We start from the raw sequence: 13,683 nt of genomic DNA, 5'->3' as shown, positions 1-13,683 counted from the left end.
CGCCGGAGTTGCACGCGCGGTGCGCCTGAATCGTGATCGTGGCGCCGCTCCGCGACATAACGCGCGACCGCGGCACCGTTGCGCGCCAGATCGGCGCCTTGCCGCCGATCCGACCGCGGCCATGCAAGGGACGCCCGCGCGCAACGCATGACGACGGTCTCTACCCTTGGCGATTGCCACCGCGCGGCACCGACTGTTTCACCTCGCCCCGGCCGGCCGCACGGCGCGCCCAAGTAGTGTCTGGCGCAACGTAACAGCGCATTTTAAAGAAATCAAGCGGCGCGGAAGGTGATTTTTTTGTAAGAATTCCCTCATGATTGCGCCCCGATGTAAGAAAAAATACTGTCCGGCGCCACGCGAGTCCGCCTGTGGCGCGCCGTGCGGTTATCAACAGAAAATGTTCACAGCCCTGTGGACAATACACCTGCAAACGTAGCAACCCGTTGATGTGACAGCCATTTTACGGGCCGCCCGATTTACGCCCGCGCGCAACCGCGCGCCGCGATTTAGTCTTATGATGGTTTGACGTGCGCCAAGCAGGACTCGCCGCCCTGCCCGGATTCCTCCGCAGTTCGACACCAACAAAGAACGCGAGCCGATCTATGAACAAGCCTAGCGAACGCATCGTCGTCTTCGTCAGCCCCGCCCAGAAACGCGCCATCTCCACGACGGCGGAGAACCTCGGCATCAGCGTCAGCGAGTTGATGCGGCGCGCGGTGCTGAGCTTCGGCGCGACCAGCGAGCAGGTCAAGGCGGCGAGCATCGTCGACCGGTTGCGCGCGCCGCGCGAACCCGACGCGCTGAACGAAGCGCTGCAACGCGTCGCACGCGCGAGCAAGCATCTGCGGCAAGCCACGCCCGCCGGGCTCCGATCGCCCGCACCGGGCAGCAAAAACGCGCCAACTGAAAACGATACCGTCTTCGCCGCCTCCGACACGCCGCAAGAGCCGCTCGCCCCCATCGATCTCGCCACCCCCGTTGCCGCGCTCGCGACGCCCGTCGTGTCCGCTACGCTCGAAAGCACCGACGACGCTGCCGCCGCTCAGGCTGCCGCACGCGTGGCGGCCGCGAAAGCCGCCGCGCTCGCGTCGCACGACGCCGCCGATGCCGCCACCGACACGCGCGCGCCATCCAGCGCGCCCACACTGCTTTCGTCGAAACGCAATGCCGCAAGCAAGCGTAAGCAGGAGCACGAAGACGACGAACCGGGCATCGATCCCGCCGAAGGCAGCGGCCGTTTCGCCTGAGTTAGCGGCGCTACATGGCATGTGTGCGTCGTGCTCGCAGACGCTGTATCGTCGGCTATCCGAAAGAATCCGACCATGCGATTTGACAAATCCGCACGCTGATTCGTCCATCACGTTGCGGATGCGCGCGCACGTCGCAAAGATTGCGAAAGCATCGGCTGAAAGGCGCAGGAAATCGCGTTTTAAGACCGTTTTAAGAGTACGCGTGGTGTAATATCCGCGAGCTGTTGAATAGCCGGTCATGCATCGATTGCAAAGCGTGTGCGAAGCGTCAACGGATGCGTCGCGGCAACTTAAATCTGCGCTCAGGTATTGCATTCCGTGCGCGCGCCCCGATGTCAGGTCCGTTTGCTCCGCCGTCATGCAACAAGCGCGAAGACGCGCTGTCTGATGGCATGGAGCATGACCCGCAGCATTGCGCAGGGCGGCGTAAACTATGTTCAGTCGACGTCGTTTCGCGCGAGCTTCAATGCGCCGGGTATTCAGCGTCGATTTCAATCAATGGAGGTATTTCATGTCGCTTTTTGACAGCATCACGCGGACGGTCAAAGGTCTCCTGAACGATGCAGCCGACTCCGTGCAAGACCCGTCGCGTGATGCGCGCCAGATCGTGCGCGAACTCGACGAGAGCATCGCGAAAGCGGAGAACTCGCTGATCGAGATCCAGGCGCAGGTCGCCACGCAGCAAAGCAAGCGCGACGTGGCCGCCGACAAGGCGAAGAAGTACGAAGACGGCGCCAAACGCGCGCTGCAGTCGGGCGACGAAGCGCTCGCGCGCGAGGCGCTCGGCGCACAGTCGACGGCGGAAGCCGAACGCGATGCGCTCGCGAGGGAATTGACCACGCTCGAGCCTTCCGTCGACCAGCTGAAGACGCAGATCGACGATATGCGTCAGCGCCGCAACGACCTGAACGCGCGCTCGAACATCCTGCAGGCCAAGCAGCAGATCGCGGAGGCCAAGGACACGGCGGCCACCGCGCTGGGTGGAATCGGCGGCAAGAATCTTGCTGAAGACTTCCAGAAGCTGGAAGACAAGGTCGCGCTGTCGACGGCACGTTCCGACGCGCGCCTGAATTCGGCCGACGTGAAGAGCGGCAAGGCGCTCGACGACAAGCTCGCGGACCTGAACCGCGGCCCGTCGATCGACGACCGTCTCGCCGCACTGAAGAAGCAGCTGGACACGCCTGCGCAGTAAGCGTGCAATAAGCGCGCAACAGGCGATGTGCCGCGCGGCGCCGTGTACTACGACACGACGGCCGCGCGACACGGCAACTCGATAGTCAAGGAGACGGGCGTCAATCCGCCCGGCCCGCATCATGAAAAAACTCCTCGCAGCAGCCGGTGTGTCCCTGACGCTTTCGCTGATGCTCGTGTCTGGCTCCGCCTTCGCGTTGCCGACGGCGACGCAGATCGAAACGACGATTCAACAGGGCGACTGGCAGAAGGCCGACTCGCAGTTGAACGAGGTGCTGAAGGCGCATCCCGACAGCGCCCGGGCGCACTACCTGTACGCGCAGGTGCTCGATCGCGAAGGCCGCCCCGCCGAAGCGCTCGCGCAGCTTCAACAGGCGAAAACGCTCGACCCGCAGGTTCGCTTCACCGACCCCGCCCGCTTCGCGCAGACGGAAGCGCGTCTGCGCTCGGACGCCGCGCGTGTTAGCGGTGGCGCCGGTGGCGGCGTCACGCATCGCACCGGCAATCCATTCGCGCAGCAGCAATCCGCGCCCGCCACACCGTCGGCGTTCCAGCCGGCGCCCGAGCGGCATGGTCCTTCAATGGGCATGTGGATCGGCATCGTCGTGCTGATCGGCGCGATCGCGTTGATCCTGCGCTGGACGCTGCGCCGCGCGCGCTCGCAGGACGACACGCGCGCCACCGACGACCGTCGCGCGCAACTCAAACGCGCAACCGATCTGCTCAACGACGTGCGCTCGCTGAAGCTCGACGTGAAGCTGTCGACGGCACCGGGACACGATGCGCTCGAACGCGAAGTCGAAGGCGCGGAGACACAACTGCGTCAGCTGGTCGAAGCGCTGTCGAATAGCAAGAACCCCGTGCCGCCGTATCAGATCGAAGACCTCGAACGGCAGGTGGCGAGCCTCAAGGCACGCGCCGAAGGCCGGCCTGATCCGAATGCGGCGCCTGCCGCGCCGGCGGGCATGGGCGACTCTTCCTACGCACGCGAAGCGGACACGGCGTTTGGACGCGGCGGCCAGCAGCCAGGTTACCCGCCCGGTTATCCGCAAGCGCCCTACCCGTATCCGCCGCAGCAACAGCAGCCGCCCGTCATCGTCCAGCAAGGCGGCGGCTTCGGCGGCGGCATGGGTGGCTTGCTGACGGGCGTGCTGCTCGGTGAAGCGCTCAACTCAGGCCGCGACCGCGTGATCGAACGCGATGTGATCGTCGACGACGAATCGCGCAAGCGCGGTGGCAACGATGCAGGCTCGATCGACTTCGGCCAGGGCTCGAACGACTGGAGCGACGGCGGCAATGGCGGCGGCGGTGTCGATATGGGCAGCAACGACGATTCGGGCGGCTGGAACGACACCTGACCGATTCACCTCGTCCGCATGAAACGCAAAGGGCTCCTCACGGAGCCCTTTTCTCATTGCGCCTCATGCTGCGCGAGGACGACGGCGCCCGCAAACAGCCTGACGATGAAACGCTCCGCATAGTCGATCAACGACTCACGCTGCGCGGCATTGCCGATGAATTCATGCGACAGATGGAAAAGCTGCAGCACGATCTGCGTGCAGATTTCCTCGATGGTTTCGCGTGGCAACGCGGGCATCAGGTTCAACTGCACGACGTCCTCGGCCATTTCCGCCGACACCTCGTTCAGGTTCACTCGTACAGCCTCGCGCAACGCCGGCGACGTGCCGTGATACTCGGCTAGCGCGCTCAGAAAGGCCTCGCGGTTTTCCAGCGCAAACGCAAAGAAAGCCACGCAGGCGCGGCGCGGCACGCTGTGCGGCTCGTCGTGCGCGGCTAGCCATCGTTCGCGCCGAAGCATCGGGCGCAGGCGGCGGCTGACCGATTCGACGGCTTCGCGCGCGAGATCGTCGAGCGTGTCGAAGTGCCGATAGAACGTGTTGGGGTTGAGTTCCGCCTCGCGCGCCAGCTCGCGCAGCCCAAGGCTCGCGAAGCTGCGGCCGCCCGCTGTCAGGCGCAACGCGGCCTCGATCAGCTTGCGCTTGCCGGGAGCGAGTTCCAGTTCCGATGCGGATTGCATGAGCTTCCGTTTAACGACGCATGACGGCCAATGCAATGTCATGGCCTTGGAGCCAGCACTGTACAACGATCTTGACGCACTGTGTACAGTTGTCTACCCTGCGCTTTAACCGTCGTAGACGGATGTAGACAAATCAACTTTTATCTTATTCGGCATCGGAGAGTTTGCAGACTTCGACGATGCGTTGGAGCGTTGAACCCATGCCTTCACCCCATCGTGCTGAGATGCGTATCGCGATTATCGGAAGCGGCTTCTCTGGCATCGGCATGGCGATCCGGCTCAAGCGCATGGGATTTACATCGTTCACGATCTACGAAGCGGCCGGCGATCTGGGCGGCACGTGGCGCGACAACACGTATCCAGGTGCTGCATGCGATGTGCCGTCGCATCTGTACTCGTTTTCATTCGAAGCGAACCCGTCGTGGTCGCGGGCGTTCAGTCATCAACACGAGATCCTTGCGTATCTGAAGCATTGTGCACGCAAGTATCAGGTGGACAGCGCGATGCAGTTCAATGCACGCGTAATGGCCGCGCGTTTCGATGAGGCGCGGCTCGTCTGGCGGCTCGATATCGCGCGCAATGGCGTGCATGAAACCGTCGAGGCCGATGCAGTGATCTCTGCGATCGGGCTGTTATCGCGACCGGCGATTCCGCGGATCGACGGACTCGATAAGTTCGGTGGCAAGATATTTCATTCGGCGCGCTGGGACCACGACTATCCACTCGAAGGCAAACGCGTCGCCGTCATCGGCACCGGCGCCAGCGCGATCCAGTTCATCCCGCGAATCCAGCCGCGTGTCGCGCAGATGCTGCTCTTCCAGCGCACCGCGCCGTGGATCATGCCCAAGCCTGACAAGCCGGTCAGCGAACGTGCGCGCTGGCTTTTCAAACACCTGCCGTTCACGCAACGCTGCGTGCGCAGCGCGATCTACTGGCAGATGGAATCGCGCGGCCTCGGATTCTTTGTCAACCCGAAGCTCGTGAACCCGGCGATGAAATTCGCGCGCAGCTACCTCGAACGACGGGTGAAAGATCCTGCACTGCGCGCCAAAGTGACACCCGAATACAGGCTGGGATGCAAACGCGTGCTGCTATCGAGCGACTACTATCCGGCACTCAGCCAGCCGAATGTCGACGTGGTGACGACACCGATCCGCACCATCGTGCATGACGGCGTCGTGACGGCCGACGGCGCGCATCATCAGGTCGATGCGATCATCTGCGGCACCGGATTTCAGGTGAACGACGTCGGCGCGCCATTCGACGTGACGGGACTCGGCGGCGCCGATCTCGGTGCACTCTGGCTGCGCGACGGACCCGAAGCGTATCTCGGCACGAGCATCGCGGACTTTCCAAATTTCTTCATGATGGCCGGACCCAACACGGCCCTTGGGCACAACTCGATGATCTACATGATCGAGTCACAGGTGCAATACATTGCCGATTGCCTGCGCGAACTGCACCGTCGCGGCGCCCGCACGATGAATCTTCGTGCCGACGTACAGCGCGCATTCAACGCAAGCCTGCAACGCGACATGCAGCGAACTGTCTGGGCGAGCGGCTGCCACAGCTGGTATCAGACGAAGAGCGGCAAGATCACGGCAATCTGGCCGCGCTTCACATTCAATTTCCGTCGGCGCACACGTCGCGTGCGCAGCGCCGAATACGTGTACTCAGATCAGGAGCGAGAGTAATTCAGGCAGTCCAATAACAGGGAGACGAAAACATGAAGAACGTCGAAACGACGCAGACGACGCGCGCGCCGCTGCCACGTCGGTCGCTCGCTGCGCGCCTCGATTAACTCGGACACATCCCGATGGAGGATGCACCACAGCGCGTGCTACAGGACCTCCGCGAGTTTCTCGCTCAGTTCCCGACCGGACGCACTCCGTTGCAGGTCTAGCGGTTGTCCTGTGCATATCCGACATACACGCGTGTCTCGTACGCGAACTCGACCGTGCCATCTTGCGCGGTACGGTCGAACAGCTCACGCAGCGCCGTCAGCATCGGTTGATGATTCGGATGCCCGGCCTTCGGTGCATAGGACGATGACATCAGCCGCCCCTTAACGCCTTCGAAGTCGAGCCGCTGTGCGTTCGGGAAACGCGCTTTGTGAGCCAGCGCGTCGCCGAACCAGACAGCCATTGATTCGTCATCCGCATAGCGTTCGGCCACAGCCTGATAGTCGACGCTGAGACGTTGCAACAGCGCTTCGTAGCCCGCAAGAAAAGGCGTCGCGTCCAGTAGCCGGCTATTCCAGATCAACGCGATCAGACCGCGCGGCTTCAGGATGCGCGCGAACTCGCGTCGCGCTGTCGCCGGATCGAACCAGTGAAACGCCTGCGCCGCGATGACGAGATCGACACTCGCGCTGTCCAGTGTAGTCGCCTCCGCCGTGCCCGCGACGCTCGTGTAGTCCGCGTACCCGGCAAGCCATGCGTCGGCGGCTGCGCGCATCGCCTGATTCGGCTCGACGGCTACGACGGGGTGCGCAGCATCGAGCAAGAGCTTTGACGAAATGCCCGTGCCCGCGCCAATGTCGGCGACCCGTGCGCCCTCGGCAAGCCCGCATGTCGTATGCAGGAAGGTCACAACTTCGCCCGGATAGCCCGGCCGGTATTTGACGTAGTCGGTGACGCGGTCGGTGAAGCGCTGGGTGGAATCGTCGGTCATCGGTGGGCGGCTTACCGGGATGAAATGGATTTCAGCTTACTGCAGTTCACCCTGCGCCGCGTGACAGTGCATCGCGTTCTGCTTCAGTTTCAGCCGCCGCCCAACAGACGCAGCAGGCCCCACAGGAACTTGCAGACCATTACGATCAGTTCCCATAGATACCACAGCTGTTCCCAGCCCGAGACGCGCGCGAAGGATTCAATCATCAGTCATTGGTTGGCGGATTCGACAGGCATGTGGCACGGCTTGCGCGCGGCCACCGGCGATCCTAACCGATTCGACTGCGGGATAGTCCCTATCAAGCAGTTCCGTAAGGAGCCGTTGAGAAACCGTAAGCGTGTACGACGACGTGCAATTCATGTGCCGCAGTTCATCTGCCGGATGCTGACCAGTGCGTGTCGCCCTGCTCGCTACATGAACTCGCACACATTAAACGGATACCAGGTCGGCGTGCGCCAGCGCCGCGCCGTTCAGGAGACTTGACCATGACGGGCTTTTTCAATCGCCGCCGGCGCCGCCGCAGCGGCACCTTATCCGTTGTCGGCGATATCGCCGCGCAGGCGGGCAAGCTCGGCATCGAGATCTGCGACGTGTCCGGTCATATCGAAGAGGTCGCCACCCGCGTCGAACGGCAAGCCGACGTATGCCAGACGCTGCGCCAGTCTGCGGCGGCGACGCTCACCGGCAATCACCGCATCGCCGCCGCAGCCCGCGAAATGCGCACGGTAACGGCGCAGGCAGCGGGTGACGTCGAGACCTCGCGGCAGACGCTCGAAGCGTCGCTGTCGGATATTCATGGGCTGGTCGAAGGCGTGACGGTGATCGAGAGCCAGATCGGCGCATTGCGCGCGGCGCTGTCGCACGTGAGCCGCGTGTCGGAAGAGATATCGCTGATCGCGCGCCAGACGCATCTGCTCGCGCTGAATGCCGCGATCGAAGCCGCGCGTGCGGGCGAATTCGGCAAGAGCTTCGCGGTGGTCGCCGCCGAGGTGAAGACGCTGTCGGCGAAAACCGCGCAGGCAACGGGTCAGATCGAAACGACGCTGGCGCAACTCACCGAGCAGACCGAGCGCCTGATTACCGAAGGCGCCGAGAACACAGCTCGCGCACAGCGGGTGCGCGAAGGCACGAGGATGATCGGCGACGTCGTGCATTCGACAGGTCACGCGATCACGCAATTGCATGCAGAGGCGAACCAGATCGCGACGCTGTCCGGCGAAATCGAAGAGCAATGCAATGCATTCGAGTCGCAGGTGCTCGATATTGCCACCGACGTCGAACATTCCGGCGAAAACTTCGTGCAGGCAAAGAACCGGCTCGGCAATCTGCTCGGCGTATCGGAGAACCTGATCGAACTGACGGCGGCCACGGGCGTTGCAACGGCGGACACACCGTTCATCGATGCCGTCGAACAGGCTGCCGCAAAAGCCGGCAAGCTGTTCGAAGCGGCTGTCGCGCGGGGCGAACTGACGATGAACGACCTGTTCGACGATCGCTACGTGCCCGTACCGGGCACGAATCCGCAGCAGTTCATGACGCGCTTTACCGACCTCACCGACCGCGTCCTGCCGTTGATCCAGGAACCCATGCTCGAACTCGACCCGCGCGTCGCGTTCTGCGCAGCCGTCGACGCGCGCGGCTACCTGCCCACCCACAATCTCAAGTTCTCGCAGCCGCAGCGTGGCGACCCCGTCTGGAATGCCGCGAACTGCCGCAACCGACGAATGTTCAACGACCGTACCGGCCTCGCTGCCGGAACCAGTACGAAACGCTTCCTGCTGCAAACCTACCGGCGCGACATGGGCGGCGGCGAATATGCACTGATGAAGGACGCGTCAGCACCCATTTTCGTCAACGGCCGGCATTGGGGCGGATTGCGGATCGGATATCGAATCTGAGAGCGGGAATCGCGCATCAAGCCCGCTGATGAAGACTCGCTTTGCCGGCGCCCACGCAGGCACCGGCAAAGGACATAAAACGGCGAGGATGAACTAGACAGCCATCGCCAGGCGCCGCTTCTCGGCGCGCTGCATGAAGTGATTTGCCACCACGACGCCGACGGTGACGACTGCAATGAACAACGTCGCCAGTGCGTTCATCTCCGGGTTCAATCCCAGGCGTACGCGCGAGAACACCACCAGCGGCAGCGTCGTCGAGCCCGGCCCCGACAGGAATGCGGACAACACCAGATCGTCGATCGACAGCGTGAACGACAGCAGCCAGCCCGCAATCAATGCCTGAGAGATCAGCGGCAGCGTGATGAAGAAAAATACACGCAACGGCGTGGCGCCGAGATCCAGTGCCGCTTCCTCGAGCGATGGATGCAGGTCACGCACACGCGACTGCACAATAATCGCAACGTAGGAAATACACAGCATGACGTGGCCGATCCAGATCGTGAAGATACCGCGTCCCGCCGGCCACCCAAGCCACTTGCCCATTTCGATGAACAGCAGCAGCAGCGAAATGCCCTGGATCACTTCCGGGATCACGAGCGGCGCATTGATCATCCCCGTGTACAGCGTGAAGCCCCGAAAACGCCCCATGCGCGCGAGCACGAAACCCGCCCACGTGCCGATGATCACCGACGCGAACGCCGTCAGCAACGCCACACGCAGCGACAGCCACGCGGCATTGATCAGCTCCTCGTCCTGCAACAGCGCGGCGTACCAGCGCGTCGAGAAACGCGTCCACACCGTCACGAGCTGCGACTCGTTGAACGAATACACGACGAGGCTGATGATCGGCACGTAGAGGAACGCGAAGCCGATCGCGAGCGCAATGAACTGCAATACACGATTTGGCTTCATCAGCGCTTCTCCTCCAGTGCCTTCGCCTGCGAATACTGGAAAAACGCCATCGGCACGAGCAGCAGCAGCACCATCGCGCAGGTGACAGCGGACGCCATCGGCCAGTCGGCGTTGTCGAAGAACTCATTCCACATCACGCGGCCGATCATCAGCGTATTCGCGCCGCCGAGCAGTTCAGGAATCACGTACTCGCCCACGGCAGGAATGAACACCAGCAGACAGCCCGCGATGATGCCGTTCTTCGACAGCGGCAGCGTGATCTGCCAGAACGCCCGCCACGGCTTCGCGCCGAGATCGTACGCGGCCTCGAGCAGCGTCAGGTCCATCTTCACGAGATGCGCGTAGAGCGGCATCACGAGGAACGGCAGGTATGAATAGACCATGCCGATATAGACGGCCGTGTTCGTGTGATACAGCTCGATCGGTGAATGAATCAGCCCGATCGACATCAGGAAGTTGTTCAGCAGGCCGTTGTTCTTCAGAATGCCGATCCACGCATACACGCGAATCAGGAACGACGTCCAGAACGGCAGCATCACCGCCATCATCAGGAGGTTGCGCGTGGCGGGATTCGAGCGCGCGATGTAATACGCCATCGGATAACCGAGCAGCAGGCACAGCAGCGTCGAGATCCCCGCGACCACCACCGAGTTCACATACGTCGCGAAGTACAGGCTGTCCTGCAACAGGAACGCGTAGTGCGACACGTCGAGCGCGATGTGAATCACGCCGTCCTTGAACGACGTCAGCTCCGTGTAGGGCGGAATGCCGAGCTGCAGGTCCGCGAAGCTGATCTTCACGACCAGCAGGAACGGCACGAGGAAGAACAGCAGCAGCCAGATGAACGGCCCCGCGACGACAGCCGTGCGCCCCGTCAGATTGAAGCGGCGCACGGGCCACCTCATGAACGAATGCAGCGCGCTTTTCATGATGTCAGCACCACGCCCGCCGATGCACTCCAGCGCACGTACACTTCATCGCCCCACGTCGGCGTTTCGATTTCCGACAACGCGAGACTCGACACGTTCGCGATCACCGTTTTGCCCCCGTCGAGCTTCACGTGATACAGCGAGTAGCCGCCCATGTACGCGATGTTCGTGACGACACCCTTGCCCCAGTTGAACGCGCCTTCGGGCGGCTTGCGCGTGAGCGCGATGCGCTCCGGGCGCACCGAGACCGTCACGGGCATGCCGAGCGGCCCCGTGATACCGTGGCTCACGTACAGGCGCACCGGCAAGTCCGGCGTTTCGATGTACACATGATCCGGCTCGTCCTCTACGACATTGCCGTCGAACAGATTCGTCGAGCCGATGAACTCCGCCGAGAAGCGGCTGTTCGGATACTCGTAGACTTCGTTCGGCGTGCCGAGCTGCACGATCTCGCCTTCGCTCATCACGGCCAGGCGCCCTGCCATCGTCATCGCCTCTTCCTGATCGTGCGTGACCATGATGCAGGTGACGCCGACCGTATCGAGAATATTGACGAGCTCGATTTGCGTGCGCTGGCGGATCTGCTTGTCGAGCGCGGACATCGGCTCGTCGAGCAACAGCAGCTTCGGACGCTTGACGAGCGAGCGCGCCAGCGCGACGCGCTGCTGTTGCCCGCCCGACAGCTGATGCGGCTTGCGCTTCGCGAAGCGCGCCATCTGCACGAGCTCGAGCGCGGACTGCACGCGCTCCTTCAGCTCGGCCTTCGGCACGCCTTCCTGCTTGAGGCCGAACGCGACATTCGCTTCGACCGTCATGTGCGGAAAGAGCGCGTAAGACTGGAACATCATGTTGACGGGACGCCGGTATGGCGGCATCTGCGCGAGGTCTTCGCCGTCGATCAGGATCTTGCCCGACGTGACTGTTTCCAGCCCCGCGAGCATGCGCAAAAGCGTCGACTTGCCGCAACCGGAACTGCCGAGCAGCGCGAACAGCTCGCCCTTCCTCACCGACAGGTTGACACCCTTGACCGCGACCGTCTCGCCGAATTTCTTCACGACGTCGACGATCTGCACGAAATTGTCTGCTGCGTCCTGCGCAGCGGCGGAATTGCCCGAGGACGACACGCCGGCCCCTGCCAGCACGTTCGACTGGTCACTCATGATCTGCTGCTTCTCTCCCTGCATTTGACGAACAAAGCCCCCGGCTGGATACCGAGGGCTTCATGATGATGCTTGACTGCACAATCGTCTGGCTCGGACTGGCTCAGTTGCCGGGTCAGCGGCCGGACTTGAACTCGGTCCACAGCCGCGTCTGCAGACGCTGGATTTCAGGCGGCAGCGGCTTCAACAGGAACAACGTCTTGACGACGTCCGCCGGCGGATAGACGGCGGGATCGTTCGCGACATCCTTGTCCACGTACTTGCGCGCTTCCGTGTTGGCGCTCGGATAGTAGACGGCGTTCGTGATGGCCGCGTGGACCTGCGGCGTCTCGATGTAGTTGATCCACTCCAACGCGGCTTCCTTGTTCTTCGCGTCCTTCGGAATCGCCATCACGTCGAACCAAACGGGCGCGCCGCCCTTCGGAATGTAGTAGTCGATCTTGTACGCCTTCTTGGCTTCTGCCGCGCGATGTTTTGCGATCACGACGTCGCCCGACCAGCCGTAGGCGAAGCAGATGTCGCCGCCAACCAGGTCGTTGATGTAGCCCGACGAGTTGAACTGCGTGATGTACGGACGGATCTTCTTCATCATCGCGAGCGCCTCGCGATAGTCGGCCGGGTTCGTGCTCATCGGATCTTTGCCGATGTAATGCAGTGCGGCCGCGAACATCTGGTCCGGCGCGTCGAGCACGGAGACGCCGCACGCCTTCAGCTTCGAGATGTTTTCCGGCTTGAACAGGACGTCCCAGCTGTCGAGCGCGACGCCCTTGCCGAGAATCTGCTGCGCCTTCGTGACGTTGTAGCCGAGGCCCGTCGTGCCGTACGCCCAGGGTACCGAGAACTTGTTGCCTGGGTCCGCGCCCGCGACGAGCGCCATCAGCGACGGATCGAGATACTTGAGGTTCGGGATCTTCGACTTGTCGAGCGGCGCGAAGATGCCCGCTGCGATCTGCTTGCCCGCGTAATTGCTGGTCGGCACGACGATGTCGTAGCCCGAGTTGCCCGTCAGCAACTTGGCCTGCAGCGTGTCGTCGCTATCGTAGTTGTCGTACTTGACCTGAACGCCCGTCTGCTTGGTGAAGTTCGGAATCGTGTCTTTGGCAATGTAGTCCGACCAGTTGTACACATTCAGTTGTGTATCTTTTGCCGCCGCCGACATGAAAGGCGTCGCGCACAGTACCAGCGCAGCCAGTTGGCCCACCACCCGTTTCTTCATTCCGTTCTCCGTTCTGACCGGCGCGAAACCGGTCGCTTACCCCGCTTCAAACCGCTGTGCGCTGCCCGCGGCTACCCTTGAAAAACCCGAAAACTACCATCAATCGATGCCCGATTCAAAAAAAACCGCCAGATGTCGCGCAAAGGGTACAGCGCGGCGTTACGTGGCCGGGTTCCGCCTTACAGGCAGATTCCGTGCGGCTCCGGCATCGAGCCTGTCATCGGCGGCCTGTCGAGGCTAAACAGCAGCACGCCTTCCCGCCGACATGCACTGGGGCGGCGCAGCCGGCACGCCGCTGCAAAATTGGCCGCAATTTTATCGGGTTATCGCGTCCTGTCCACCCGAAAAAAACCTTGCTTCCTGCATCGAGACGTCCTGTGCCGTGCAGGTCCGTTGAAGCGGACTGCATCCCGCCC

Annotated in this window: 11 protein-coding genes; 5 read left to right on the top strand and 6 right to left on the bottom strand. The window is 62.5% G+C overall.

What is annotated here, in order from left to right; translation table 11 throughout:
• Nucleotides 1-602: 602 nt before the first annotated feature.
• From C2L64_RS06980 to C2L64_RS06970, 3 genes are all read left to right on the top strand, one after another.
• Complete coding sequence (locus C2L64_RS06980; RefSeq protein ID WP_090836027.1) at nt 603-1,247, top strand: hypothetical protein; 645 nt, start codon at nt 603-605, stop codon at nt 1,245-1,247.
• 514 nt (nt 1,248-1,761) lie between these two features.
• The gene (locus C2L64_RS06975) at nt 1,762-2,442 is read left to right on the top strand and encodes a PspA/IM30 family protein (RefSeq protein WP_007588312.1); all 681 of its coding nucleotides are present in this window, start codon (nt 1,762-1,764) and stop codon (nt 2,440-2,442) included.
• A gap of 121 nt (nt 2,443-2,563) precedes the next feature.
• The gene (locus C2L64_RS06970; RefSeq protein WP_090836026.1) at nt 2,564-3,799 is read left to right on the top strand and encodes a tetratricopeptide repeat protein; all 1,236 of its coding nucleotides are present in this window, start codon (nt 2,564-2,566) and stop codon (nt 3,797-3,799) included.
• 53 nt (nt 3,800-3,852) lie between these two features.
• Here the strand turns inward: C2L64_RS06970 and C2L64_RS06965 are convergent, their stop codons facing one another.
• Nucleotides 3,853-4,479, bottom strand: coding sequence for a TetR family transcriptional regulator (locus C2L64_RS06965; protein WP_007588310.1), 627 nt, complete (start codon nt 4,477-4,479; stop codon nt 3,853-3,855).
• A 200-nt stretch (nt 4,480-4,679) separates the two neighbouring features.
• On the opposite strand from C2L64_RS06965, the gene C2L64_RS06960 reads away from it, so the two are divergent.
• Nucleotides 4,680-6,173, top strand: a complete 1,494-nt coding sequence (locus C2L64_RS06960) for a flavin-containing monooxygenase (protein ID WP_090836025.1) — start codon at nt 4,680-4,682, stop codon at nt 6,171-6,173.
• A 205-nt stretch (nt 6,174-6,378) separates the two neighbouring features.
• Here the strand turns inward: C2L64_RS06960 and C2L64_RS06955 are convergent, their stop codons facing one another.
• Complete coding sequence (locus C2L64_RS06955) at nt 6,379-7,152, bottom strand: class I SAM-dependent methyltransferase (RefSeq protein WP_079485128.1); 774 nt, start codon at nt 7,150-7,152, stop codon at nt 6,379-6,381.
• Nucleotides 7,153-7,637: 485 nt separating this feature from the next.
• On the opposite strand from C2L64_RS06955, the gene C2L64_RS06950 reads away from it, so the two are divergent.
• Nucleotides 7,638-9,050 carry a methyl-accepting chemotaxis protein gene (locus C2L64_RS06950; RefSeq protein ID WP_007588303.1) on the top strand — a complete coding sequence of 471 codons (1,413 nt, stop codon included), beginning with the start codon at nt 7,638-7,640 and terminating at the stop codon, nt 9,048-9,050.
• Between the two features lie 93 nt (nt 9,051-9,143).
• Here C2L64_RS06950 and C2L64_RS06945 read toward each other — a convergent pair whose 3' ends face one another.
• From C2L64_RS06945 to C2L64_RS06930, 4 genes are all read right to left on the bottom strand, one after another.
• Nucleotides 9,144-9,962 carry an ABC transporter permease subunit gene (locus tag C2L64_RS06945; protein WP_007588301.1) on the bottom strand — a complete coding sequence of 273 codons (819 nt, stop codon included), beginning with the start codon at nt 9,960-9,962 and terminating at the stop codon, nt 9,144-9,146.
• Nucleotides 9,962-10,891: an ABC transporter permease subunit gene (locus C2L64_RS06940; RefSeq protein WP_039901441.1), complete on the bottom strand. Its 930-nt coding sequence runs from the start codon at nt 10,889-10,891 to the stop codon at nt 9,962-9,964. Before C2L64_RS06940 ends, C2L64_RS06945 begins: the two co-directional genes overlap by 1 nt.
• Nucleotides 10,888-12,051, bottom strand: coding sequence for an ABC transporter ATP-binding protein (locus C2L64_RS06935; RefSeq protein ID WP_007588297.1), 1,164 nt, complete (start codon nt 12,049-12,051; stop codon nt 10,888-10,890). Before C2L64_RS06935 ends, C2L64_RS06940 begins: the two co-directional genes overlap by 4 nt.
• Before the next feature lie 115 nt (nt 12,052-12,166).
• The gene (locus tag C2L64_RS06930) at nt 12,167-13,267 is read right to left on the bottom strand and encodes a polyamine ABC transporter substrate-binding protein (protein ID WP_007588295.1); all 1,101 of its coding nucleotides are present in this window, start codon (nt 13,265-13,267) and stop codon (nt 12,167-12,169) included.
• Nucleotides 13,268-13,683: the final 416 nt, after the last annotated feature.

This window comes from Paraburkholderia hospita, assembly GCF_002902965.1.
GTDB classification, from domain to species: Bacteria; Pseudomonadota; Gammaproteobacteria; order Burkholderiales; family Burkholderiaceae; genus Paraburkholderia; species Paraburkholderia hospita.
The sequence above is the reverse complement of the archived record's forward strand: the minus strand, read 5'-3'. Positions and strand labels throughout refer to the sequence as shown.

Coding starts and splice junctions, on each gene's coding strand:
- C2L64_RS06960 (WP_090836025.1), top strand. CDS start 4,680: ATGCCTTCACCCCATCGTGCTGAGATGCGTATCGCGATTATCGGAAGC.
- C2L64_RS06935 (WP_007588297.1), bottom strand. CDS start 12,051: ATGAGTGACCAGTCGAACGTGCTGGCAGGGGCCGGCGTGTCGTCCTCG.
- C2L64_RS06950 (WP_007588303.1), top strand. CDS start 7,638: ATGACGGGCTTTTTCAATCGCCGCCGGCGCCGCCGCAGCGGCACCTTA.
- C2L64_RS06975 (WP_007588312.1), top strand. CDS start 1,762: ATGTCGCTTTTTGACAGCATCACGCGGACGGTCAAAGGTCTCCTGAAC.
- C2L64_RS06955 (WP_079485128.1), bottom strand. CDS start 7,152: ATGACCGACGATTCCACCCAGCGCTTCACCGACCGCGTCACCGACTAC.
- C2L64_RS06965 (WP_007588310.1), bottom strand. CDS start 4,479: ATGCAATCCGCATCGGAACTGGAACTCGCTCCCGGCAAGCGCAAGCTG.
- C2L64_RS06930 (WP_007588295.1), bottom strand. CDS start 13,267: ATGAAGAAACGGGTGGTGGGCCAACTGGCTGCGCTGGTACTGTGCGCG.
- C2L64_RS06945 (WP_007588301.1), bottom strand. CDS start 9,962: ATGAAGCCAAATCGTGTATTGCAGTTCATTGCGCTCGCGATCGGCTTC.
- C2L64_RS06940 (WP_039901441.1), bottom strand. CDS start 10,891: ATGAAAAGCGCGCTGCATTCGTTCATGAGGTGGCCCGTGCGCCGCTTC.
- C2L64_RS06970 (WP_090836026.1), top strand. CDS start 2,564: ATGAAAAAACTCCTCGCAGCAGCCGGTGTGTCCCTGACGCTTTCGCTG.
- C2L64_RS06980 (WP_090836027.1), top strand. CDS start 603: ATGAACAAGCCTAGCGAACGCATCGTCGTCTTCGTCAGCCCCGCCCAG.